At 45.3% G+C, this 23,258-nt stretch carries 19 protein-coding genes and 3 pseudogenes; 18 read left to right on the forward strand and 4 right to left on the reverse strand.

Annotated elements, in window-relative coordinates; translation table 11 throughout:
* The first annotated feature begins 162 nt into the window (after positions 1-162).
* Positions 163-1,374, forward strand: a complete 1,212-nt coding sequence (locus GCU48_RS21925) for a GTP-binding protein (RefSeq protein WP_152381450.1) — start codon at positions 163-165, stop codon at positions 1,372-1,374.
* A 30-nt stretch (positions 1,375-1,404) separates the two neighbouring features.
* On the opposite strand, the gene GCU48_RS21930 is transcribed toward GCU48_RS21925, so the two are convergent.
* Positions 1,405-2,271, reverse strand: coding sequence for a LysR family transcriptional regulator (locus GCU48_RS21930; RefSeq protein WP_152381451.1), 867 nt, complete (start codon positions 2,269-2,271; stop codon positions 1,405-1,407).
* Positions 2,272-2,395: 124 nt separating this feature from the next.
* On the opposite strand from GCU48_RS21930, the gene GCU48_RS21935 reads away from it, so the two are divergent.
* From GCU48_RS21935 to GCU48_RS21955, 5 genes are all read left to right on the forward strand, one after another.
* Positions 2,396-2,725, forward strand: coding sequence for an antibiotic biosynthesis monooxygenase family protein (locus GCU48_RS21935; RefSeq protein WP_152381452.1), 330 nt, complete (start codon positions 2,396-2,398; stop codon positions 2,723-2,725).
* A 195-nt stretch (positions 2,726-2,920) separates the two neighbouring features.
* Positions 2,921-3,940, forward strand: a complete 1,020-nt coding sequence (locus GCU48_RS21940) for a daunorubicin resistance protein DrrA family ABC transporter ATP-binding protein (RefSeq protein ID WP_025717429.1) — start codon at positions 2,921-2,923, stop codon at positions 3,938-3,940.
* Positions 3,937-4,752 carry an ABC transporter permease gene (locus tag GCU48_RS21945; protein ID WP_025717430.1) on the forward strand — a complete coding sequence of 272 codons (816 nt, stop codon included), beginning with the start codon at positions 3,937-3,939 and terminating at the stop codon, positions 4,750-4,752. The genes GCU48_RS21940 and GCU48_RS21945 overlap by 4 nt, the downstream gene beginning before the upstream one ends.
* Before the next feature lie 61 nt (positions 4,753-4,813).
* On the forward strand, positions 4,814-5,488 hold the full coding sequence (locus GCU48_RS21950; protein ID WP_152381453.1) for a response regulator transcription factor: 675 nt from the start codon (positions 4,814-4,816) through the stop codon (positions 5,486-5,488).
* Complete coding sequence (locus GCU48_RS21955; protein ID WP_152381454.1) at positions 5,485-6,585, forward strand: sensor histidine kinase; 1,101 nt, start codon at positions 5,485-5,487, stop codon at positions 6,583-6,585. The genes GCU48_RS21950 and GCU48_RS21955 overlap by 4 nt, the downstream gene beginning before the upstream one ends.
* Before the next feature lie 194 nt (positions 6,586-6,779).
* On the opposite strand, the gene GCU48_RS21960 is transcribed toward GCU48_RS21955, so the two are convergent.
* Positions 6,780-7,415 (reverse strand): DUF421 domain-containing protein, encoded by a 636-nt coding sequence (locus GCU48_RS21960; RefSeq protein ID WP_244315829.1) that lies wholly within the window; start codon positions 7,413-7,415, stop codon positions 6,780-6,782.
* Positions 7,416-7,621: 206 nt separating this feature from the next.
* On the opposite strand from GCU48_RS21960, the gene GCU48_RS21970 reads away from it, so the two are divergent.
* On the forward strand, positions 7,622-8,962 hold the full coding sequence (locus tag GCU48_RS21970) for an LLM class flavin-dependent oxidoreductase (RefSeq protein WP_152381455.1): 1,341 nt from the start codon (positions 7,622-7,624) through the stop codon (positions 8,960-8,962).
* Between the two features lie 80 nt (positions 8,963-9,042).
* A pseudogene (locus tag GCU48_RS21975) lies at positions 9,043-9,318 on the forward strand (dockerin); the annotation flags it as partial.
* Between the two features lie 473 nt (positions 9,319-9,791).
* On the opposite strand, the gene GCU48_RS21980 reads toward GCU48_RS21975, so the two are convergent.
* Both GCU48_RS21980 and GCU48_RS21985 read right to left on the reverse strand, forming a co-directional pair.
* Positions 9,792-10,787, reverse strand: a complete 996-nt coding sequence (locus tag GCU48_RS21980) for a carbohydrate kinase family protein (RefSeq protein ID WP_152381456.1) — start codon at positions 10,785-10,787, stop codon at positions 9,792-9,794.
* Positions 10,788-10,809: 22 nt separating this feature from the next.
* On the reverse strand, positions 10,810-11,841 hold the full coding sequence (locus tag GCU48_RS21985) for a LacI family DNA-binding transcriptional regulator (protein WP_152382227.1): 1,032 nt from the start codon (positions 11,839-11,841) through the stop codon (positions 10,810-10,812).
* A 513-nt stretch (positions 11,842-12,354) separates the two neighbouring features.
* Here GCU48_RS21985 and GCU48_RS21990 point away from each other — a divergent pair.
* The 10 genes and pseudogenes from GCU48_RS21990 (at position 12,355) to fabI (ending at position 23,253) form a co-directional block, all read left to right on the forward strand.
* The gene (locus GCU48_RS21990; RefSeq protein WP_244316331.1) at positions 12,355-13,239 is read left to right on the forward strand and encodes an ABC transporter permease; all 885 of its coding nucleotides are present in this window, start codon (positions 12,355-12,357) and stop codon (positions 13,237-13,239) included.
* Between the two features lie 15 nt (positions 13,240-13,254).
* Complete coding sequence (locus tag GCU48_RS21995; RefSeq protein WP_152381458.1) at positions 13,255-14,136, forward strand: carbohydrate ABC transporter permease; 882 nt, start codon at positions 13,255-13,257, stop codon at positions 14,134-14,136.
* Positions 14,137-14,154: 18 nt separating this feature from the next.
* A complete protein-coding gene (locus GCU48_RS22000) occupies positions 14,155-15,774 on the forward strand; it encodes an ABC transporter substrate-binding protein (RefSeq protein ID WP_152381459.1) in 1,620 nt (539 codons plus the stop codon).
* A 19-nt stretch (positions 15,775-15,793) separates the two neighbouring features.
* Positions 15,794-17,380 carry a glycoside hydrolase family 32 protein gene (locus GCU48_RS22005; RefSeq protein ID WP_152381460.1) on the forward strand — a complete coding sequence of 529 codons (1,587 nt, stop codon included), beginning with the start codon at positions 15,794-15,796 and terminating at the stop codon, positions 17,378-17,380.
* Positions 17,381-17,810: 430 nt separating this feature from the next.
* On the forward strand, positions 17,811-19,289 hold the full coding sequence (locus tag GCU48_RS22015) for a sigma-54-dependent transcriptional regulator (protein ID WP_244315833.1): 1,479 nt from the start codon (positions 17,811-17,813) through the stop codon (positions 19,287-19,289).
* Between the two features lie 14 nt (positions 19,290-19,303).
* Complete coding sequence (locus tag GCU48_RS29350; protein WP_244315835.1) at positions 19,304-19,843, forward strand: hypothetical protein; 540 nt, start codon at positions 19,304-19,306, stop codon at positions 19,841-19,843.
* Positions 19,844-20,202: 359 nt separating this feature from the next.
* Positions 20,203-20,804 (forward strand): annotated as a pseudogene (locus GCU48_RS28905) (glycoside hydrolase family 32 protein); the annotation flags it as partial.
* Complete coding sequence (locus GCU48_RS28910) at positions 20,805-21,281, forward strand: 3-keto-alpha-glucoside-1,2-lyase-like domain-containing protein (protein WP_370881022.1); 477 nt, start codon at positions 20,805-20,807, stop codon at positions 21,279-21,281. It begins immediately after the preceding pseudogene.
* Positions 21,282-21,698: 417 nt separating this feature from the next.
* Positions 21,699-22,167, forward strand: a pseudogene (locus GCU48_RS22025) (hypothetical protein).
* 315 nt (positions 22,168-22,482) lie between these two features.
* Positions 22,483-23,253, forward strand: coding sequence for an enoyl-ACP reductase FabI (gene fabI, locus GCU48_RS22030; protein ID WP_152381461.1), 771 nt, complete (start codon positions 22,483-22,485; stop codon positions 23,251-23,253).
* Positions 23,254-23,258 lie beyond the last annotated feature (5 nt).

Genomic DNA, 23,258 nt, shown 5'->3' on the forward strand with positions numbered 1-23,258 from the left:
TTATTACCCATAATAATAACTTTGAATCGTTTTATTTCAAGAGCTTCTTCATCGTTGACAAGGCAAAACGGATACTGTATATTACTACATACCAGATTTAATAGTAATTATTACGATTAAAAAAGAGAATGAAAAACCAATCATAAAAGGAGCATATCATCAATGAATAAGAAAGCAATACCGGTAACTGTGCTGAGCGGATATTTGGGTGCAGGGAAAACGACGATTTTGAATCATGTATTAAACAATCGGGACGGAATGAAAGTGGCGGTAATCGTCAATGACATGAGTGAAGTAAATATAGATGCCGAACTGGTTAAAAAAGAAGGAGGCCTGTCCAGAACAGAGGAAAAACTGGTCGAGTTGTCTAATGGCTGTATATGCTGTACATTGCGTGAGGATTTATTACTGGAGGCTAAGAAGCTGTCAGAACAGGGTGAGTTTGATTATATTTTAATTGAATCAACAGGAATTAGTGAGCCTGTGCCCATCGCTCAAACCTTTACGTACATTGATGAAGAAACGGGCATTGATTTGGCCTCCTTGGCAAAACTGGATTGCATGGTGACCGTGGTCGATGCGAACCGCTTCTGGCATGATTTTGAATCGGGAGAAACGCTGCTGGACCGCAGGCAGGCTACTGGTGAAGACGACACGCGTGATATCTCGGATTTGCTGATTGACCAGATTGAAACGTGCGATGTACTGATTCTGAATAAATGCGATCTGGTTCAGCCTGTGGAGCTGGACAAGCTGGAGGGTGTACTGCGCAGATTGCAGCCTGAAGCCAGAATCATCCGTACTTCCAAGGGACAGGTGGCTCCTGCGGACATTTTAAACACGGGATTGTTTAACTTTGACAAGGCCAGCCAATCCGCCGGATGGATTCGTGAGCTGGAGCTGGAAAGCCATACCCCGGAAACGGACGAATATGGTATTCACTCCTTTGTGTATCGGCGCAGAAGACCGTTTCATCCAGCCAGATTGGCTGAATTTATGAGCTATTGGCCGGAGGAGGTCGTTCGTGCGAAAGGTTTAGCCTGGATTGCAACCCCTCAGGATTGGGCGGCCAGTATTAGCCAGGCAGGCCCATCCATTCAGTTCGGACCGGCGGGAAGCTGGCTTGCGGCGTTGTCGGAGGAAGAACGGCAGGAGATCGTCGCAGCCAATCCTGAAGCTATGGACCATTGGGATGATCAATGGGGCGACCGCATGAACGAAATTGTCATGATCGGCATCGGAATGAAGCAATCGGACCTGGAAGTCGAACTGGATCAATGTCTGCTAAGCGATAAGGAAATGGACATGGACTGGTCAGGCTTTGAAAATCCCTTGCCATGGCCGACAGACGACAATTCTTCGTCTCTGAATTAAACAGGATGTATAGCTATTAACATATTGATATTAGCGAATCCATTCAGCAATGAAGTTCATACATTTTTTGGCGGCTGGAGCCATGCTCTTTAAAGAAGCAGCGGCAATACCAATGGAACGTGAATATGGCCCATCCAAAGGTCGAATACAAAGTTCATAAGGATTTTGAACTAAAATCATTTCCGGAAGAATACTTACGCCCAGTCCGTTTTGCACCATAGCCATAATGGCATGATCATCTTCTAATTCATATTTGATTGTCGGAGCAAGCTTGTGCTGAGAAAAAATTCTCCATACATCGGTGTCGCAGCCAGAAGCAGGCATAATGAAGGGCTCATCGAGGAGTTGATCCACGCGAATGGTTGTTTGCTCCCGAAGCATGTGATTAGATGGCAGTACACACAGCATTCTTTCTTTTTTTAGCGGCAGTACTTCCAGTACGTCTAAAGTAGGCAGATTAACGAAGCCAAAATCAGCTTCTCCGCTGGCTATCCAATTCTCAATCTCATGGTAGTTACCGTCGAGCAGTTTCAGTTCAATAAGTGGGAACTGCTCGTTAAATTTATGAATAATACCGGGCAACCACTGGATGGATACACTTGAGAACGTACCTATCTTTACGGTTCCGGTCTCCAGTCCTTTGATTAGAGCAACCTCTTGATAAAGCCTTTCGTTCATTTGTACAATCTCTCTGAAATGCCTCATCAGACGTTCTCCGTTGCTGGTCAATTTGATGCCTGAACGTCCTCTGATCAGCAGAGTCAAGCCCAATTCATGTTCCAAACCGGAAACAGCATGGCTAATGGCGGATTGTGTAAGGTTGAGAAGTTCTCCCGCTTTGGTAAAGCTTCCTGTTTCTACAACACTAAGAAAGACCTTATATTTAAACAAATTCATGTGTCCTCCTACGTTAAATGAAATATATTCATACATAGTATCATATATATTCATTTTTTTTATCTCAGTCTTGTAGTTATAATCGAACTTAAGAAAAAAACCATTTAATTTCTGGGAGGTACCTATGAATTCAATTGCAAAAACGCCACAACCCCCTTATTATGCCGTTATCTTTACTTCTGAACGTACTGAAGGAGATGGCGGATACGGAAAGATGGGAGACCTAATGGAAACACTGGCTGCTGAACAACCTGGTTTTCTGGGCGTGGAAAGTGTTCGTGACCAAAACGGAGTAGGCATCACGGTTTCCTATTGGGAGTCCTTAGACGCTATAAAAAATTGGAAGCATAACGAGCTGCACAAGGCAGCACAGGAGAAAGGGAAAGCCGAATGGTATAAAACGTTTGGTTTAAGAGTCAGCAAGGTAGAACGAGATTATTTTTTTACGATATAAATAGGTTCAATACCAAAAAGTTAGTGCTTGAGGCATCAAGTCGAATCTGGGGATCGGTATGCTGGTTGTGCATCTGTCAATTCTCGAGAGGATAGGTCCTTCCCTAAGAAGGTAAAAAGGAGAGTAAACGGTTCTATTCATATTCAGTTCATAAATGTGGGTTATCCTCTCTATAGAAACCGTTATAGGGAGGAAATGATAGTGGATTATACAGACAGAAAAGAGGCCTTGGCCATTGAAGCAAGGGGACTCGTTAAAGTATTTGGCAACAAGCACGCGGTTAACGGTGTCGATCTGAATGTGCGTGTTGGAACGATCTACGGCGTGCTTGGTCCTAATGGAGCAGGCAAGACGACGACCATCCGGATGCTGTCAACGTTATTGCGGCCTGATGGGGGATCGGCGCGCATCTTCGGGCATGATGCAGTAAAGGAGCCACAGGTTGTTCGTCAATTGATCGGCGTGACAGGCCAGTACGCATCGGTCGATGAGTCGCTTAGCGCTACCGAGAATTTGATTATCTTCTCCAGACTGCTCGGACTGGGGCGTGCCGAGGCACGTCATAAGGCAGCGGAGCTACTGGAGGAATTTGGCTTGACAGACGCGGCCAAGCGACCGTTAAAGTATTTCTCTGGGGGCATGCGCCGCCGGCTGGATTTGGCCGCCAGTCTCATTGCCAAGCCGCCGTTGATCTTCCTGGATGAGCCGACTACCGGGCTGGATCCGCGCACGCGTGCCCAGATGTGGGACACGATCCGGCGTCTGGTCAAGACAGGTTCCACTGTACTGCTCACTACCCAGTACCTTGACGAGGCGGATCAACTTGCTGACCGAATCGCGGTGATCGACCATGGTCGGGTAGTTGCCGAGGGTACAGTGGACGAACTGAAAGCAGCAGTGGGGGCATCGACTCTGCAACTCAAAGTGCAAAATCAACACGACATCGAGAGGGCTGCTCAGATCGTGGAACAGGTGCTTTCAGTTAAGCCTAACGTGTCGGTGGAGGATGGAAAGATCGTTTCTCCGATGGCCAATGTTGATCGGGTGACGGACCTGCTGATCGCCCTCCGTACCGGAGAAATTCACCTGGTAGAGATGAGTGTGCAGAAGCCAACGCTTGACGAGGTGTTTCTGTCCATCACTGGCCAAGGGGGACAAGTAAATGAGCAGCAGACGGCCCAAGGAGCGCATGCTGTGGAGGGGGTGAGAGCATGAAGAACGCTGCTGTTATGACAGGTTCTGATCGCACACTGAAAAAGTCTGTGAGTTTCGGCCAGGCGTTTGCCAACTCCATGACGATGGCCTACCGGGGCATTCTGAAGATCCGGCATACTCCCGAGCAATTGTTTGATGTCACGCTCCAGCCGATCATTTTCACCCTTATGTTTACCTATATCTTTGGCGGCGCCATCTCAGGAGACGTGCAGCATTATTTGCCGGTCATCATTCCAGGTATCCTCGTACAGACTGTAATCTCGACTTCCGTCGTTACCGGCGTTCAACTGCGGGAGGATATGGACAAGGGCGTGTTCGACAGGTTCAAGTCACTCCCGATCGCGCGTATTGCGCCCTTGGCTGGAGCTCTGCTGGCCGACAGCATTCGATATACGATTGCGACTGTACTTACCTTCACTATGGGGTATATATTGGGGTATCGGCCAGAAGGAGGACTACTGAGTGTCGCTATCGCCGCGCTTCTGGTCATCGTGTGTTCCTGGGCAGTCAGCTGGATTTTCGCCTTTTTTGGCGTGATTGCCCGCACGGCTTCAAGTGTACAGGGCATATCCATGATTGTTTTGTTTCCGCTCACTTTTGTTTCCAACGCATTTGTGCCTGTGGACACAATGCCTGGCTGGCTGCAGTGGTTTGTGAACGTCAACCCGATTTCGCATCTGGTGAATGCGGTCAGGGAGCTTGCGAATACGGGAGTGATTGGCGGGGAACTGGCGATCTCCCTGTTTGGTGCTGCAGTTATTGTGGCGATCTTCGCGCCGCTTACGGTGCGTGCTTATATGCGTAAAGCTTAAGATAGCGTTCTTCTTGACGAGGACGAGAGGTTTAAGGCAGAGTTAGTTAGGGGAGATTGTAATGACGCGTGTATTGGTCGTTGATGATGATCCGCATATTCGTGAACTGGTCGGACACTTTTTGCGACTGGAAGGTCTGGAAGTAGTTGAGGCGGTGGATGGTTTGAACGCGCTGCGAATTTTTGACGAAATCAAGCTCGATTTGCTTGTTCTTGATATCATGATGCCGGGAATGGATGGCTGGGAGCTGTGTCGTAAGCTGCGCGAGCAGACCGACCTGCCGCTGCTTATGCTTACAGCCAAAGGCGAGACATCACAGATCGTAAAAGGCTTCGCGCTCGGAACGGACGACTATCTTGTCAAGCCCTTCGACCCCATGGTGCTTGTCGCACGCGTGAAGGCTTTATTAAAACGCTATCGTATCATGGCTTCAAAATCGGTGACTGTCGGAGAGCTTGTCCTGCGCAGCGATACATTTGAGTGCCGGGCTGGGGCGAAGGAGATTACCTTGCCGCGCAAGGAATTTGAACTGCTCTTCAAGCTTGCCAGCTATCCTGGAAAAACCTTTACCCGCGACCAGTTGATCGAACAGATCTGGGGTTATGATTACGAGGGAGATGAAAGAACGGTTGATGTGCATATCAAGCGCCTTCGGGTACGGTTTCCGGAGGCCAACCACTCCTTCCGGATCCGTACGATCCGGGGCTTGGGTTATCGGCTGGAGGTGCAGCAATGAAGCGGGAACCGGGGTTCCTCCATATCCTCGCGAGAGTCCTGCTGGTATTATTGGTGTTGTATCTTAGCTGGGCTGCGGCGTTTTTTATTACGGCGGCGATCTATTCGCGCATGTTATGGGCTCCCCATGATTTGTTTGTCTTTCTTATTAATGCGACGCTGGGCTTTTTCTTCTTCGGTATCATCAGCATGACTGTAAAGCGCTTCATTCGGCCTAGAGAGCAGCACGTTTTTACCGAAATGATCGACGCTTTAAAACGCATCTCTCAAGGGGACTTTCACATTAATCTGGATTGGGACCTCGGCGGGAGGAACGGTAAAAATCGGAGGCCGCATCCTTATATACAGCTGGTGGACAGCATCAATGATATGGCGGCAAATCTGAAGGCTATGGAAGAGCTGCGGGAGGAGTTTATTTCGAACGTATCCCATGAAATCGGCTCACCACTGACCTCGATCATCGGATTCGCGAAGGCGCTCAAGGATGAGAATCTGGATCAGGAGCAGCGAGACCGGTATTTGACGATCATCGAGACGGAGTGTATACGTCTGTCCAAGCTGAGCGATAATCTCATGAAGCTGGCGGTTCTGGATTCGGAGCGGTATCCGTTTCGTCCGTCCCGTTATCGGCTGGATAAGCAGTTGATATCGCTTATCCTCGCCTGCGAACCGCAATGGGAGGGGAAAAAAATCGACATGATTGTGGAGGCGGATAAAGTTGAGGTCAACGCGGACGAGGATCTGTTGGGCCAGGTTTGGGTGAATCTCCTTCACAATGCCATTAAATTTACACCACAGGGTGGAAGCATATCTGTTTCTCTTTCAAGTAACGGTGATCAGGCGGTTGTCTGCATTGCCGATACGGGACCGGGCATCGACGAACAGGATCAGCAGCGCATTTTTGAACGATTTTATAAAGCAGACAAGTCACGGGCTCGAACCGAAGGCGGCAGCGGCTTGGGACTTTCCATAGCCCACAAAATTACGGAGATGCATTGCGGATCTATATCTGTATCCAGCAAGATGGGAGAAGGAACGGCAGTTACAGTTTTGCTGCCATTGTACCAGGAAGCAAAGAAAGGCAGCAGCAACTGCTGACTGCACATCGGCACAGATAATAAAAGGTCGATGACCCGCATTCAAAGAAAAAATGCTGGCATTCGGTATGATTACTGTAAACATAAAGGAAATCATGACAGGCTAAAGGGAGCGTCTTCAAAGCCATAAACGGCTGAAAGGACGCTCCCTTTTGGTTGTGTACTCATATTCTTATGTCATCTACGACGTATAGCTCAGGGGTTAGTTGAATTGATAGGCTGCATTTCCTGAATAGCTTCCTTCAAGTTGTGTGAGCATAACTCATACAGTTGCTTTCTTTGCTGCTCACTGGAATTCGAGGCCAACTTTTGCAGCTCTGTTGTACATTGCTCCAGCAGCGTCAGCACCGCTTGATTAGAGTCCTGTACCTTGGACATCTGTACGTTATCACTGTACTGGTCAATGTATAGCTCCCCTTGCGGGTCCACCTGCGCGAAAAATACGTCTTTGACCGTCAGACTTTTTTCTTTCAGCTTGGCATCCAGCCATTGTTGAGTAATGCCCATGTATGCCATTTGCTGCTCCATAACTTTTCCATCCATAATAATAGCCGTTGGTTCCTTCTCCGGCAGTTGCAGCATATTAAGATCCTTAAGCGTCACAGGCTGCTTGTCTTTGGTCAGCAGAACGTTGATCTCACCGCTGGTCTCCATAATGGCAAACTCCACGTCAGATACCTTGAATACATTTTTACTCCGTAGCTGCTCCATAAGCTCATCCAGGGTAAGTCGTTCCTTTTTCAGATTATCCTCTAGGATTTTGCCGTCTTTGATCAGGGTCCTGGTTTTTCCATCCGCAAAATCCCTGACTTTCTTGCTTTTAATTTGCAATATTTCAATTGCTAATGTTACTAGGACCCATACTGCCAAGGATATATGGTATTCGTTATGTCCCTGTCGTAGAGGTAGGTGGGGATAACAAATATGAAGCTCTGCTCAACCCGGATCTGGAAGCGTTGGCTAAAGTGCTGGAAAGTTACAATCAAGCGGTATAAGCCGACGGGAAATCATTATGTTCAAGAGAGGTGGATGAATTCATGGCTAAGAATAGACAAATCAAATTTGGTGCAATTATTCATGGTGTTGGGGGAAGCATGACGACTTGGCGTCACCCCGACGTGCCTGCAGACGCGAGTGTTAATTTTGAATTTTATAAAACACAGGCGCAAAAGGCGGAGGAAGGCAAGTTTGACCTCGTATTTATCGCAGATGGCCTGTTTATTAACGAAAAATCCATTCCCCACTTTCTGAACCGTTTTGAACCTATTACGATTTTGTCCGCTTTGGCCGGGGTGACGAAACATATCGGACTGGTCGGCACATTGTCGACTTCCTATAGCGAGCCGTTTACGGTAGCACGCCAATTTTCTTCCATTGATCATATCAGCGGCGGTCGTGCAGGCTGGAACGTGGTGACTTCTCCGCTGGAAGGCTCTGCCCTCAACTTTAACAAAGGCGAGCATCCGTCGCATCCGCAGCGCTATAAGATTGCCGATGAATATTTGCAGGTAACCAAAGGGCTGTGGGATTCATGGGAAGAGGATGCGTTCATTCGTGATAAGGAAACCGGTGTATTCTTTGACCCTGAAAAGCTTCATACACTGAATCATCAAGGCGAGTTCTTCTCTGTGCAGGGTCCATTGAATATTGGGCGTTCCAAGCAGGGACAGCCGGTTATTTTCCAGGCAGGTTCCTCGGAGGATGGCAAAAACTTGGCTGCGAAGGAAGCGGACGCTGTGTTTACGGGACATGAAACGTTGGAGGAAGCGCAGCAGTTTTATCGTGATGTGAAGGAACGTGCGGTCCGCTATGGCAGATCGGAAGAGGATATCGTCATTTTACCGGGCATTTCACCGATTATCGGCAGCACAGCGGAAGAAGCGGAACGGAAGTATAAGGAAATCACCAATCTGGTGACCATTGAGGCCGCACTAAAATATTTGGGACGTTTCTTCGATCATCATGATTTCTCACAATATCCGCTGGATGAGCCATTCCCTGAGCTTGAGGGTATTGGCAGCAATGCGTTCCGCAGCGGTACAGATAAAATCAAACGGACAGCCAAAGAGCAAAATCTGACTTTGCGTGAGGTTGCATTGCGTTCAGCAACACCTAGAACCTCTTTTATCGGGACTGCTAAGCAGGTGGCGGATCGGGTGCAGGAGTGGATTGAAAGAAAAGGAGCAGACGGGTTTATTATCGGCTCTGATGTGCCATCGGGTCTGCATGACTTTGTAAATCTGGTTGTGCCTATTTTGCAGGAGCGCGGGATTTATCGTCAGGATTATGAATTTAGCACACTCCGTGAAAACCTGGGCGTGCCCATTCCAGAAAACCGCTACACCGCAGCTAGAGCCAAAGTGAAGGTAGACGCGTAATAAAGGAGGGAACGGTATGTCGAAGGCTATTATCCTGTCAGGCAGTCCGTCAACACAATCCCGTTTATACGGATTGCGGCGGTGGGGCCGGTGGCGACTGGGGGCAACGTATGTCTGATGATTATATCCTGAGCACCCTGAACTCTGATGAAGTTCATGTTACGGAGCATGAGATGGGGCATGGATTCGGCTTGCCTGATTTCTATGAAGAAAATGATCATCCCCCCGGTGGATTCCCTACGCCAACCATTATGTGGGCCGGAAATTCTTCCAAGATAACAGAGTGGGATACCTGGATGCTGCGTTATACCTGGAGCCAGATCAAGAAGGATGCTTCCCGTTTTCCTACTCGATAAAAATATTTAGAATAGCGAAAAAAGCTGATGAATAGGACCGTTTCTTCCGAAGTCACCATATTGGCGGCTTTTTTGTTTTAACGATGTAAGTTCTTGTCCCAAGTTAAGGAATGTGTTCCCTGAATATCCGTTTTTCATCAGCAAAATCAGAAAATAATCAGACTATGTGTAAATCGACTTACTGTAGCCACTCTATTTCTATAGGCTTGGTTGCACAACCTGCTGCTAACTTCTAGAATTTCGCGAATATTTTTTTGCATTTTGCGATATAAAAATATCCACTAAAGACGCGATGCTCCCGTTTTATTTTATTAATCGTGAATAACAAGAATCCGCTTCATAAATAATAAGTTTTAATCTTCATCAAGCTTCCCGTCAGATAAGCGAAAGATCACCCTGATCAGCATTACCTTCCAAAGAATAACTAAAAAGGTGCCCGGCGACCCTGGGATCGTTGGACACCTTTTCTGTTCTTACGCTTCAATTTTTGATTCACCCTGTTGCTCTACGAAACGCTTAACTTCTTCCAACGACGGCAAGGCTGCAATCGCTCCAACTTTGGTGCACACGATAGCGCCGACTTGATTGGCAAGTGTTACAAATTCCTGCTGCTGCTTCGCGTTGGAGGTAAATGCCTTAGGCTGACTCAGCTGGCTGATTTGATACAGCATAGCTCCGACGAAGGCATCTCCGGCTCCGGTAGAGTCGATCGATTTAACAGTAATACTGCTGATTAGCGAACGGGAGGCACCGCTTGAGATGAGGGTTCCTTCTTTCCCCAAGGTAACTGCTACTGTCTTGGCTCCCAACCCATGCAAAAGATCCAATGAAGCATGGCGGTCAGTCAGCCCTGTAATGATGCTTAATTCCTCTTCACTTACCTTTACGAAATCCGCATTGTGTATTCCTCTTCTGGACAGTGCGATAAATTCCTCAAGCCTGTCTTTCCAGAGGTCCCCCCGGTAATTGGGATCAAAGGAGGTGAATTGCCCATTGGCTTTCGCTTCGTCCAATAAAGATAAATACGCTTCACGGAAAGGATCGGCGAGCAAGGCCGTTGCCGAGCCAAAATGCAGAATGGCAGCCTGCCGGACCCATTCTTTATCAATGTCCTGCAGAGACAGCTGACGGTCAGCTCCGCGGTTGAAAACGAAATCCCGTTCGCCGTTAGCGGTAAGGGAAACAAAGGCCAGTGTAGTCGGTGTTGCCGGATCAAAAAGGAGCATGGACGTATCCACATGCTGCTCATCCAGTGTTTGCTTCAGGTACATGCCGAAGGGATCAGCTCCGACTTTCCCCAAGAATGACGCTTTTCCTCCGAGCTTGGCTACGGCTGCGCTTACATTTGCCGGAGCGCCGCCAGCCTGCTTGGAGAAATGCTGACCCTTGGCAAGATTGACGTCAATATCTGTACAGAAAAAATCAATGAGCAGCTCTCCCACACAAAGAATCGTTCCGTTATTTTTCACTTTGCTTCACCTCTTGATAGATTTAGTTTAGAACAGGCGTCGAGTCCCTGTATACGATATCCGTTGCCACATGGGTCACTCGGTATGGCATGGTATTCTCTTTGATTCTGGACAATAACATTTTGGCTGAAATAATACCCATTTGTCTACTGTAAATATGCACGGTTGTAAGATGGGGCTCGACAACCCGGGATTCCGAAGCATCATCGAACCCGCAGACAGCAACATCTTCTGGAACTATAATCCCCTTGTTCTTCAACGATTTGATCACGCTGATGGCAATGAAATCATTGGCGCAAATAAAGACGGAGGGGTACTCCTTGAGGGCATCCAATTGCTGCTCCATCCAGCTCTCCTCTATAAAGAAGTTGCGGTCCGGCGCTACAATACTATGGGCAGGATTCGGGGTGACTCCGGCTTCTGCCAGGGCCTTATTGAATCCGGTCCAGCGTTCATTGAAGCTTTTGCAATGATTGTAATCGCCTACAAAACCGAAGCTTTTATAGCCATGATTGATTAATTTCCGGGTAACACAGTATGTGCTGTGCTCATTTTCCATTAATACGAGATCCGCCTTTAATTCCGGATACATCATATCCGCAGCGCAATCAATGAAAATGGTTGGGATACCAAGATTCATGATCAGCTTGCTGTATTCCTTACTGAACATTTCGATGCAGAAGATGCCAGCTACATTCGAAGGCTCGAAATTACCAGGTAGGGTCATCGTATTGATATCGTTCTCACGAACAAAGAAAATGGATAAAGTATAGCCCTGGTTGCTGATTTCCTTCTCGAGCCCGCTGATCAGCAGCGATCCAAAGTGTGAGCTATTGGGAAGATTACAGGTCAAAAGTGCGATATTGCCTTGTTTTTCAGAGGCTGTTTCCATATAAGAAAATTGTTTGTATTTAAGCTCCATCGCTTTTTTGATCACCTTGTCCCTGGTAACGGCAGGAATATTCTCCACTCCATTAAGCGCCTTGGATGCAGTGTTTCTGGAAATCCCCAAGGCATCAGCGATATCCTGAATAGTAACCTTTGACTTTCTCATCATATTGTTCCACCTTATTCTCCGAATTAAGATTCTTCATATTTCTAAATATATAGTACTTTCATGCTTTTAACAATGAATTTATCCAAATGAACAAAAAAAGTTTACATTTATTCATTTAAATAGTGCATTTTTAAGAGATGAATGCTAAAAATAATATATTTTATCTTAGTTCATGCATTTATGACGAATTTATTTGCCCGAAATATATTGACTTATTAAATGTCCATCTGTTAAATTGTAAGAGAAAATAATGTTCAAATGTAAAATGTAAGCCCATTCATTTTGTGAAAGTGTAAACTGCTAGTTCTGTTGGAGGTGGGGATATAACCAGCAAAGCATTTGAAAAACATCTTGGTGAATTATGTCAGAGAGATGACATAACATGGCTTATAAATTGTCTTTTATAACAAGCCGTGAACAGTAGGAGGGAAAAGATTGGCAAACTTGATCGTTCAAAAAAGGGGAGTTAGGGCTTCAGAAACAAAAAAAAGAAACCATTGGCTAAGCTACATGGTTCGAAATTATATATTATATTTGTTTCTGGTTCCGTCCATAATTCTTACCGTCATTTTCAAGTATGTTCCCATGTATGGCTCGATCATTGCGTTTAAAAATTTCAGTCCAAGAAAAGGCATCATGGGCAGCGAATGGGTTGGATTCGAACATTTTCAACGGTTTCTTTCATCACCAAATTTTTATGACATTTTAATGAATACGCTTAAATTAAGCGCTTACGGTCTTATTCTCGGTTTCCCAGTACCCATCATTCTGGCTTTGATGCTCAATCTGATCCGAGGAGCGAAGCTCAAAAAGAATATTCAACTTATTGTATACGCACCTAACTTTATCTCGGTTGTTGTTGTTGCCGGCATGCTGTTTGTTTTTCTATCGCCGACTGGAATAGTGAACGTTATGATCACAACCTTCACCGGCAAGCCGATTTCTTTTATGACTGATCCCGCCTATTTCCGAACGGTATATATTTTGTCCGGTATATGGCAAACAGCGGGCTGGTCCTCAATCATTTATGTAGCCACCTTGTCGAATGTGGACCCGCAGTTGCATGACGCTGCAACAATTGATGGCGCTTCTTTGATCAAGAGAATCTTGCACATTGATCTGCCGGCTCTCAAACCCGTTATGGCCGTCCTGTTCATTCTCGCTGCAGGGGGCATCATGTCGATCGGTTATGAAAAGGCTTTCCTGATGCAAACAGCTCTGAACACGCCAACCTCGGAAATCATCGCGACTTATGTATACAAGGTGGGGTTGCAATCCGGTGATTATGCTTATTCTACGGCAATCGGGTTATTCAATTCCGTGATTAATGTAGTCCTGCTGATTTTCGTAAATACCGTCGTCAAGAAGTTGAACGAAGGGGAAGGGCTGTATTAAAGAAGGAGGTACTCAATGAATATTCAATACACCGGGAAGGACCGGATTCTGCTCATCATCAATTATATTTTGCTTGGATTGTTTGTTCTCGCTATTCTGTTACCGCTGATTTATGTGGTGCTTGCGTCCTTTTTGACTCCAAACACCCTGATTACCAAAGCACTGGCCATTACATCATCTGACTGGACAGTCACGGGATATGCCAAAATCCTAAACAACAGTGCCATGGTCCGCGGTTTTTTTAATGCTATTTTTTATTCAGCAGCCTTTGCGTTCGCAACCGTATTTTTTTCCGTCTTCGCGGCTTACCCGCTTGCGATTGAAGGGCTGGTCGGGAAACGGCCGATTATGATCTTTTTCCTGATTACGATGTTTTTCGGGGGCGGTCTGATTCCGACCTATCTCGTGGTTAAGGATTTAGGCATGTTGAATACGGTGTGGGCCATAATTCTCCCCGGCTCGATCAGCGTATTCAATATTATTTTGGCAAAGACTTACTTCCAGGGGCTTCCCAAAGAGATGTTCCAGGCGGCGAGTATAGACGGAGCTTCCGAGCTCAGTATTTTCTTTAAAATCGTCCTGCCGTTGTCGAAGCCTATTATTTTTGTTCTGGCTTTATACGCTTTTGTCGGGCAGTGGAACTCTTATTTCGACGCCATGATTTATCTCGATGATCCGAAGCTGTTTCCGCTTCAACTGGTGCTGCGCTCCATTCTGATACAGAATCAGGTTCAGCCCGGTATGATTGCCGATGCACTGGCGCAAGCGGAGCTTAAGAAATTGTCCGAAATGATAAAATACTCTGCTATTGTCATATCAAGTTTGCCTTTGATTGTCATGTATCCATTCTTCCAGAAGTATTTCGAAAAGGGTGCCATGGTAGGGTCGATCAAATAACACACCGGGGGAATAGAGATGAAAAAAACATTACTAACCTTGTCAGTGCTGGTACTTTCTACTTCATTGCTTGCTGGATGCGGCGGTGCAGACAATAATTCTGCTGCATCCGAAGATTACAAGCTAAACAACGTCACTCTGCCGCTTAAAGAGAAAGTTAGCTTGCATTTTATGACTCAAAGCTCGCCGCTGGCACCTTCCGATCCAAATGAAAAGCTGATATATAAAAGACTGGAAGAAAAAACGGGTGTGCATATCGACTTTACCAACTTCACCTCTGATTCTTTCATTGAGAAAAGAAACCTGGCGGTTGCCAGCGGGGATCTTCCAGATGCCATACTGGATGCCGGCTATTCCGACTACGATTTGTTGAACCTCGGAAAGGATGGAACCATTATCCCGCTGGAGGATTTGATTGATAAATATATGCCGAATTTGCAGAAGGTATTGAAGGCAGCGCCTGAGTACAGATCCATGATGACCGCACAGGATGGGCATATTTATGCTTTTCCTTGGATTGAGGAACTGGGGGCCGGGAAGGAAAGCATTCATTCTGTAAACGACATGCCATGGATCAATGTGGAGTGGCTGAAAAAGCTGGGGCTTAAAATGCCAAAAACCACCGAGGATTTAAAAAACGTCCTGCTCGCATTTAAAAATGGCGATCCTAACGGAAATGGCAAAGCAGATGAAATTCCGCTGTCCTTCATACTCAATAATGGCAATGAGGACCTGAATTTTCTGTTCGGATCATTCGGTCTTGGGGACAACGGCGATCATACGGTAGTCACCAATGAGGGGAAAGTGGTCTTCACCGCCGATCAGGATGGTTACAAAGAGGGGATTAAATACCTTAATGAGCTGTATAAACTGAACCTGATCGACGAGGAATCATTCGAGCAGGATTATAACACGTATCTGGCCAAAGGCCAGAGTGAAAGATATGGCCTCTACTTCCAATGGGATAAGGCGAATATTTCAGGAGACAACGATAAATATGATTTGATGAATCCGCTCGCGGGACCAAGCGGTGAAGTCAATGTAACCCGGACAAACAATCTCGGCTTTGACCGGGGGAGAATGGTGATTACCAGCGCCAACAAAAATCTCGAGCTTACGGCAAAATGGATTGACCAGCTGTATGATCCCATCCAGTCCGTACAGGACAATTGGGGCACCTACGGCGATAAAACTCAGCAGAACATTTTTGAGTACGATGAAGCGAGTCATATGCTGAAGCATCTTCCGCTTAACGGAACTGCCCCTGTCGAGCTGCGGCAAAAAACGAATATCGGTGGTCCATTGGCAATTCTTGACGAGTATTACGGAACCGTGACGACCAAGCCCGCCGATGCAGTGGGACGGCTCAAGCTCATGAAAGAAAGACTCGTTCCTTATATGAAGGCTGACCATAATTTCCCGAAAGTCTTCTTCTCGCTGGAGGATCAGAAGCAGATCTCCACACTGGAAACCGATTTGTTTGCTTACGTTAACCGCAAACGGGCGGAATGGATCAAAACGGGCAAAGTGGAAGAAGAGTGGGCGGAATATAAGACCGAGCTGTCCAGACTGGGACTCGACAAATGGCTGGAAATTAAACAAAAAGGCTATGACAGATACCTTAAAGATCAAGGCTGAAACATTTAACAAGAGGAGAGTGGACACCATTAAAGGAATGAATCTAACGGACGACAATAGCAGCAGAAAAGGATCACGAAGCGATTATTATAGAGAGACATACAGACCTCAATTTCATTATTCACCAGAGAAAAATTGGATGAACGATCCCAACGGCATGGTTTACTACGAAGGAGAGTACCACTTGTTCTACCAGCATACGCCCCATGATACACGGCCTGACTTTGGTAGGATGCATTGGGGGCATGCGGTAAGCAAGGATCTAGTGCATTGGGATGAACTCCCACCGGCAATTCCGCCTGGGGAGGACGGTGCGATTTTCTCGGGAAGTGCGGTAGTGGATAAGAACAATACCAGCGGATTTTTCAACGAAGAAGGATCAGGATTGGTTGCAATTTATACGAATGAGGGCAACAAGGCTCAGCCTGGCAAGTCGCAGGTGCAAAGTATTGCTTACAGCAAGGATCAAGGCCGAACCTGGACAAAATATGAAGGTAACCCGGTTTTATTCCCAACGGACACGCTAGACTTTCGTGATCCGAAGGTGTTTTGGCATGATGAGTCGTCGATGTGGATCATGGTTCTTGCCGTAAGAGATCGTGTAGAATTTTACTCGTCTCCAAATTTGAAAGAATGGACTTTTGCAAGCGAATTCGGTGCCGACATTCCGGGTATCCACCGAGGGGTATTTGAATGTCCTGATGTATTTCGAATTCCAGTGGATGAGGATCCGAATACCATGAAGTGGATTCTGATGCTAAGCGTCGGGGATAGAAATGGTGTGAATCCAAACGATCCAGAACCACCGGCAGGCGGTTCGGGCATGATGTATTTTATAGGCAACTTTGACGGTAAGGCATTTACTCTGGATGAAACATTGGAATCTTTTGATAGCATCAAATGGGTAGACTACGGATCAGATTTTTACGCGGCCGTGACCTGGAATGGCATTCCAAACGAGAACGGACGAAAGATTTGGGTCGGCTGGATGAACAATTGGCGTTATGCTACCACGCTGCCTTCGGAGGAATGGCGTGGCAAGACATCAATTCCCCGGGAGCTACAGCTTAGGACTTATCCGGAGGGACTTCGCTTAATCCAAGCACCCATTAGTGAATTAAGTCAGCTAAGAAAACCAATTTTGTCTCTGCAAGACTTGACGATTAAGCCAGGTATGAACGTATTGTCTGATATTTCCGCTGCAAAGGCAGAAATTATTGCAGAATTTGAAATCGGTACTGCCGTGGAATTCGGGTTTAAAGTACGGAAGTCTTCCGATCAGGAGACGATCATCGGATATAATATCTCGAATGGGGAGTTGTTCGTTGATCGGACGAAGGCGAGCACCATTGATTTCCATACCGATTTTACAGCAAAACACAAAGCTCCTATGAAGCCAGAGCATGAACGGATACAGTTGAGCATTTACGTGGATTGGTCAAGTGTCGAGGTCTTCGGCAATCATGGAAAAACAATCATTTCGGACATGATTTTTCCTGAATTGGAAAGCATGGGGCTAGAACTCTATGCCGTTGGTGGAGAACTAAAGGTTGTGTCGCTTCAAATCAATGATCTGGTAAGCATTTGGGGAAATGAGACTGTTTAACACAGAATAAAGTAACATCTTCTGCCTGGACACATAACACCCGGTCGGCTCACAACCGTATCGGGTGTTTTCGTATCCTTTGAAAGTTAGCAGAAGTCGAAAAACGTAAGAATCTGTCCGAGGGTTAATGAGCAAATCCAAGATGGTAGCTTATCTAATTAATTTTATTACGCGTTGCTTAGAGTTAGATGAGTTCGGCAACTTCTGGGGGTATTGAGCGCTTATTCCTCGAAAGCGTTTGAAGACCTATAGAAGATAGAAAATGCTCCCCTTGAGGTCAAAGCGGCTTCGGACACCGTAACTCTATCGAATGATGAGGATGGAGTAGCTCATGCGCTGATAAAAATGTTCTGTTCACTGAACAAGCAGGTTGAAATCAATTTTCAAGGACTGATTCCGACTGGAGGAAAACAGGTGAAACGAATAGATATTGGAGTATATTGCCGAAAACACCAAGAAAATTTCCGAAGAGGCTTTGCTTGACAGAGAAGGGATTACGGTTACGGAAATTGCTGACAATCAAAAAATGCTTAGAAACAATGTGAGCAAAGAGTTGAACAATCTCCTGCGTGCCGGTCTAGTCCTTAAAATCAAAGGAAGACCGGTCAAGTTTCTGCACAAGCAGGTTATAGAAGACACCTTTCGGGTCCGGATGAAAGAGAAACAAATTGAGGTTAAAAGTATTAAGGATGTACTGCTGCCTGGTGAACAGGTCGATCCGTTCCACGCCTTGATCGGTTTCAGGGGCAGCATGCGAAACCAGGTTGAGCAGGGGAAGGCGGCAATTCTGTATCCTCCAAGAGGCCTGCATACGCTGATAGTGGGACAGACAGGTGTTGGAAAAACTATGTTTGCCAGGTTGATGTACCATTATGGCAAGCATATGAAGCGATTTGCAGAGCATGCGCCATTTATCGTTTTTAACTGCGCTGATTATTTCAATAATCCCCAACTGTTACTTTCCCACATTTTTGGTCATGTGAAAGGAGCGTTTACCGGAGCAGATCAGGAAAAAGCAGGTCTGGTGGAGAAGGCTGACGGAGGGATCATATTTTTGGATGAGATTCACCGTTTGCCCCCGGAAGGCCAGGAAATGATATTCTATTTCATGGATACCCACAGCTATAACAAATTGGGCGAAACGGACCGGAACAGAGACGCGAATGTGTTGTTAATTGGAGCAACAACGGAAGACCCCGCATCTTCCATGCTGAAAACCTTCATCAGGCGCATACCCATTACGATCAATATTCCTTCCTTTCAGGAGCGTACTATTGAGGGGCGGTTGTTGATCTTAAAGCATTTGTTCAATAGCGAGGCCCATCGGGTAAAAAAGCCAATCAGGGCTGAATCAGAGGTAGTGAAAGCACTGATCGGAAGCGTAACCTTCGGCAATATCGGCCAGTTAAAGTCCAACATCCAACTGGTCTGTGCTAAAGGATTTTTAAACACCATTCATGAAAACAAGGAAGAAATAGGACTTGATTTTAAAAACCTGCCGGGAAACATCCGAGAGGGCTTATTCAATATCGGTAAAACAAGGGGAGAGAGGGATGAAGTGGGAATTCTTCCCTCATACTTGTATTTTACTCCCGAAGGAAAAATAGAATTGGAAGAAGAGGTTGATTCCGAGCTGCCGTTTAATCTTTACAGACTGATTGAGGATAAGATTGGCATGCTGAAGGAAGAAGGGCTCGACGACAGCTACATCAACAGATTTATAACTATGGATGTCAATAACCATATTAAAAGTTTTTATAACCGGTTTTATAACACTAAGGGGAGCAGGGAACGGATCCTGAAAATTGTGGATAAAGACATCCTCGAATTCGCTGAGCAGGTAAAGGAAATGGTCGAAAAAGAACTGAGCCGAATATACAGAAAATATTGGTTGTCCCGGCCAGCGTAAGGGAGTTGGATCAAGTGGTCAAGGATATGCGGTCCAAGCATGCAATTCTCGCCGTGGTTGGAGTAAAGCGACCAAGCCAGCCGGATATCCCGTTCATTCCCTTGGAAAAGCTGATCGAAGCAAGCGGTGAGCAGACATTGAGAGAACTACTGCTGAACAATAATCAGCTTCCTTCTGCTGCGGATCGAAGCATAGGCATTAGAGAGTTGTGCGAGGACAGTCTAAAAGAATTTTTGACTTATTTGAATCCCCACAAAGTTTTGGGAATGGTGATGAGATTCGTGCAAGCGCTGGAACAGGGATTGGAAGTCAATTTTGGTTATGCAACAAAAGTTCAAATTGCCGTTCACACGGCTTATGCGCTGGAACGCATGGTCATTCGCGATGGATTGGTTTATCGAGGGGAAGTGGAACTGCTCGACCAGCTTATATTCGAAGAGGTAAACCGTGCCTCCGGGATATTTGTTTCCGGTATGAACCTGACACTGTCTGATGACGAAAAATATTATATTTGCGAAATGTTGAGCGAAGTATATAATTTTGTTTCACAGTAAGGGAGAAACAATATAAAGCGCTTTCGCATGAATATGGAAGCAGCGAAAATGATAAATAATGATTAGTTCAGACTGGCAAAAACCTCCGATGGCCCGGGGGCTTTTGTTGTTTATAGAAATATACCGGATGGATACAGATGTTTGGCACGGAACTTGCAATACTAATATAAATGAGAGAGACGAAAGGGGGGAGACCAGAATTTTGTGACGTATACAGCTTGAATCCATAGAATTGAGCTACGGAGAAAATGTAAACGCTTTATTTTTTGCCATTGTAGTACAACAGAGAAGTTGTAAAATTTCAAAAAAGGATGTGAAAGATTGTGAAGAGGAAGTTAAGTGTGCTGCTTATTTGTTTTATGGTAATGGGTTTACTTTTAACTCCCGCCTTTGCTGCGGACTCTGGTTATTATGATGAACCATACCGTAATCAGATTCATTTTTCCCCCGAGACTAACTGGATGAATGACCCGAATGGAATGGTTTATTACAAGGGTGAATATCACTTGTTTTATCAACACAATCCCTACGGGACGACATGGGGATCGTTGCATTGGGGTCATGCCGTAAGTAAAGATCTTGTTCATTGGAAACATTTACCGATCGCATTATCTCCTGATGAAAAAGGGCAAATTTTCTCAGGCAGTGCTGTGATTGATTGGAACAACACAGCAGGATTTGGAAAAGAAGCGATGGTGGCTATCTTTACTCATGCAGGAGAAAAAGGCCAAGTTCAAAGTATTGCCTACAGCCTATACAAAGGCAGAACATGGAAGATGTATAAAAAAATCCAATAATGCCAAATCCACCTTTGCCGGATTGGCGTGATCCAAAAGTATTTTGGCATGAAGACTCCCATCAATGGGTCATGTTATTAGCTGTAAAGGATAAAATGATGTTTTATACCTCACCCAATTTAAAAGAGTGGAATTACGCAAGTGAATTTGGCCAAGATGGCGGGATACAAGCAAATAGCCTTGATAGAACTTCTTATGCCATGTCTTCACAAACTGGTGGATCATTTACTTATGAAGGGAATATTACCCTTAACGAAAAGAATGGCCGGGAGGGAGCAGGTGGTCTAGTTTTTCGTGCTGATAAGAATGCGAAAAACGGCTATGTTGTCAGCTTAGATGCAAAAAATGATGTCGTAACATTAAATAAGAATATAAATGGATCGAACCAGGAAATAGCGAGAAACTCCTTAACCCTCGAAACCTCATCTACTTACAATGTGCGGGTGAACGCAGAAGGCGATCATATTCAGGTATTTGTAAACGATAAGCCTATTATTGAGAAAATAGATACTGAATTTAATTACGGTTATTATGGGTTAACAGCCTGGAATTCAACAGCTGCCTTTCGAAATGTAGAATTTAAGAATACCTCTAACTTTGCAAACAACTTATCAAAATGGAAAGTTGTAAATGGCAAATAGCGCAAGGCGATATCACAAAGGTTTATTTGAACAATAAATTAGTTATCGACACAAAAGATCAAACTTATAAAGAAGGATACTTTGGTCTCAATGTGACACGGGTGCATCTTTTTTTCATTTCACATCATTATAATCTAATTTGCAGCATATCATGAAAAATACCCAATTTGAGAATGAGAGGCAATGGACTTGACAGATACTGTTTTTTGTAGAATAAAGGCTATTTGTTTCCTTTTATGTAATTATAGACAATATACTAGGAATATTATGTATAATATTGTATGATAGTGGGCATGGAAGAGGGATAGCGGAGGGCAATACCAATTTCTAATTTCGAAAGGAATCATCCATTATGTATTTATTTATTTATTTATTATTAGTGCTGAAGTTTTATTCTAGGTTTTTGTTGTTGCAGGGTTGATCGCAAGGTATATGTTTGGCTTGAAGAAATTAGGCGGTCTTCTTTTACTATTTACTCCTATATTGATATCCTGTTACTGCTTGCGGTGTTCATCACGGTGAGCAGCGGCATGGAGATTACGACCGCTACTGGCCTGGCGGCCTGCTATTTTGGCATTACGGTAGCATTTGGTCATAGGTTAATTAAATGAGCAGATATGCAGTTCTCTCATTGGTTTGGTAAGGGGCCGAAGCCTGAACGCAAGTATGGTGCTGCTCATGCAAAAGAGGAACGGATTGGTTGTTGCTTCACCTCTTGGGCTGGGCCATCGGCAACGGTCTGTTGCTCGCCATCATTGTGTATGTAGATGATCCACAGCGTACGGTTTCTTTGGAGGGCATTATAACAACATGGGCACTCGTTCTGGCAATCGACTTTATTGTCTCCTTTAGCTATACCTTGTCTCCAAGGAAACATAAGGCGTAGCCTCAGGGATATAAGGCTTCACACTTGGATGAAATAAGGCCGGTCACTCAGGATGTTCGAATCGGGAGGGTCGTTGATGGTAAAAAATAAAGTTGTCACTTCCGGTAGTTTGATGAGTCCGTCGCTATCTGTGGAATAGTCCTGCCAATCCTCATGAATTTTAAAGTTAATTCTTGCAATTGCCTAAAACGTCTATTGTTTAACTTTGGCAACTAACATGATAATATTCCAGAAAAGATTACATATGTCTATACATAGACATACGCAATTAAGTTGTTTTTTGTTGAAAAATGTAAAAAAAGAAAGGTGGTTTCTGTGACAACGCTGCTGAGTGGTAAGAACATTTTGATTATGGGGGTGGCTAATAACAGGAGTATTGCCTGGGGGACAGCCCAATCTTTAGCTGCTGAAGGAGCAAGGCTTATTTTTACTTACGAAAATGAGAGGGTTGCAGATCGCGTGCTAAAGCTCGTTGAAACGATTCCGGGGTCCATTGTCTGTCCTTGTAATGTACAAAGCGATGAAGAATTGGATACACTGGCGGATTTCCTAAAGGAGAAAGTAGGCGTTCTGCATGGTTATTTTCACAGTGTTGCCTATGCTAAGGCTGAGGATTTGGATGGCTTGTTCGTCGACACTTCTCGCGAGGGATTCGCCATTGCTCAAGAAATCAGTGCCTACTCTCTCGCTGCTGTTTCCCAACGAATTTACCCGCTGATGACGGAGGGGGGAAGTATCGTCACCATGACGTATATTGGCGCAGAACGAGCGATCAAGAATTACAACGTTATGGGTGTGGCGAAGGCTTCACTGGAAGCAAGCATGCGCTATCTATCGAACGATCTGGGTACTTATGGCATTCGGGTAAATGCGATTTCGGCGGGTCCCATACGGACTTTGGCCGCCTATGGTATTAAGGATTTTAGCACGATGCTAAAGCATATTGAAGAAACTACGCCCCTACGCAAGACGGTTGATACGTCCGAAGTTGGAGATACCGCGTTATTCCTATTTTCCCATTTATCGAGAGGCATTACGGGAGAAGTTATCCATGTTGATGCAGGATACCATATTACGGGGATGTAAGGAGG

Source organism: Paenibacillus brasilensis (genome assembly GCF_009363115.1).
Classification (GTDB): domain Bacteria; phylum Bacillota; class Bacilli; order Paenibacillales; family Paenibacillaceae; genus Paenibacillus; species Paenibacillus brasilensis.

Excerpts from the sequence above, each read along its gene's own strand:
- GCU48_RS21925 (WP_152381450.1), top strand. The coding sequence starts at position 163 with ATGAATAAGAAAGCAATACCGGTAACTGTGCTGAGCGGATATTTGGGT.
- GCU48_RS21930 (WP_152381451.1), bottom strand. The coding sequence starts at position 2,271 with ATGAATTTGTTTAAATATAAGGTCTTTCTTAGTGTTGTAGAAACAGGA.
- GCU48_RS21935 (WP_152381452.1), top strand. The coding sequence starts at position 2,396 with ATGAATTCAATTGCAAAAACGCCACAACCCCCTTATTATGCCGTTATC.
- GCU48_RS21940 (WP_025717429.1), top strand. The coding sequence starts at position 2,921 with ATGATAGTGGATTATACAGACAGAAAAGAGGCCTTGGCCATTGAAGCA.
- GCU48_RS21945 (WP_025717430.1), top strand. The coding sequence starts at position 3,937 with ATGAAGAACGCTGCTGTTATGACAGGTTCTGATCGCACACTGAAAAAG.
- GCU48_RS21950 (WP_152381453.1), top strand. The coding sequence starts at position 4,814 with ATGACGCGTGTATTGGTCGTTGATGATGATCCGCATATTCGTGAACTG.
- GCU48_RS21955 (WP_152381454.1), top strand. The coding sequence starts at position 5,485 with ATGAAGCGGGAACCGGGGTTCCTCCATATCCTCGCGAGAGTCCTGCTG.
- GCU48_RS21970 (WP_152381455.1), top strand. The coding sequence starts at position 7,622 with ATGGCTAAGAATAGACAAATCAAATTTGGTGCAATTATTCATGGTGTT.
- GCU48_RS21985 (WP_152382227.1), bottom strand. The coding sequence starts at position 11,841 with ATGAGAAAGTCAAAGGTTACTATTCAGGATATCGCTGATGCCTTGGGG.
- GCU48_RS21990 (WP_244316331.1), top strand. The coding sequence starts at position 12,355 with ATGGTTCGAAATTATATATTATATTTGTTTCTGGTTCCGTCCATAATT.
- GCU48_RS21995 (WP_152381458.1), top strand. The coding sequence starts at position 13,255 with ATGAATATTCAATACACCGGGAAGGACCGGATTCTGCTCATCATCAAT.
- GCU48_RS22000 (WP_152381459.1), top strand. The coding sequence starts at position 14,155 with ATGAAAAAAACATTACTAACCTTGTCAGTGCTGGTACTTTCTACTTCA.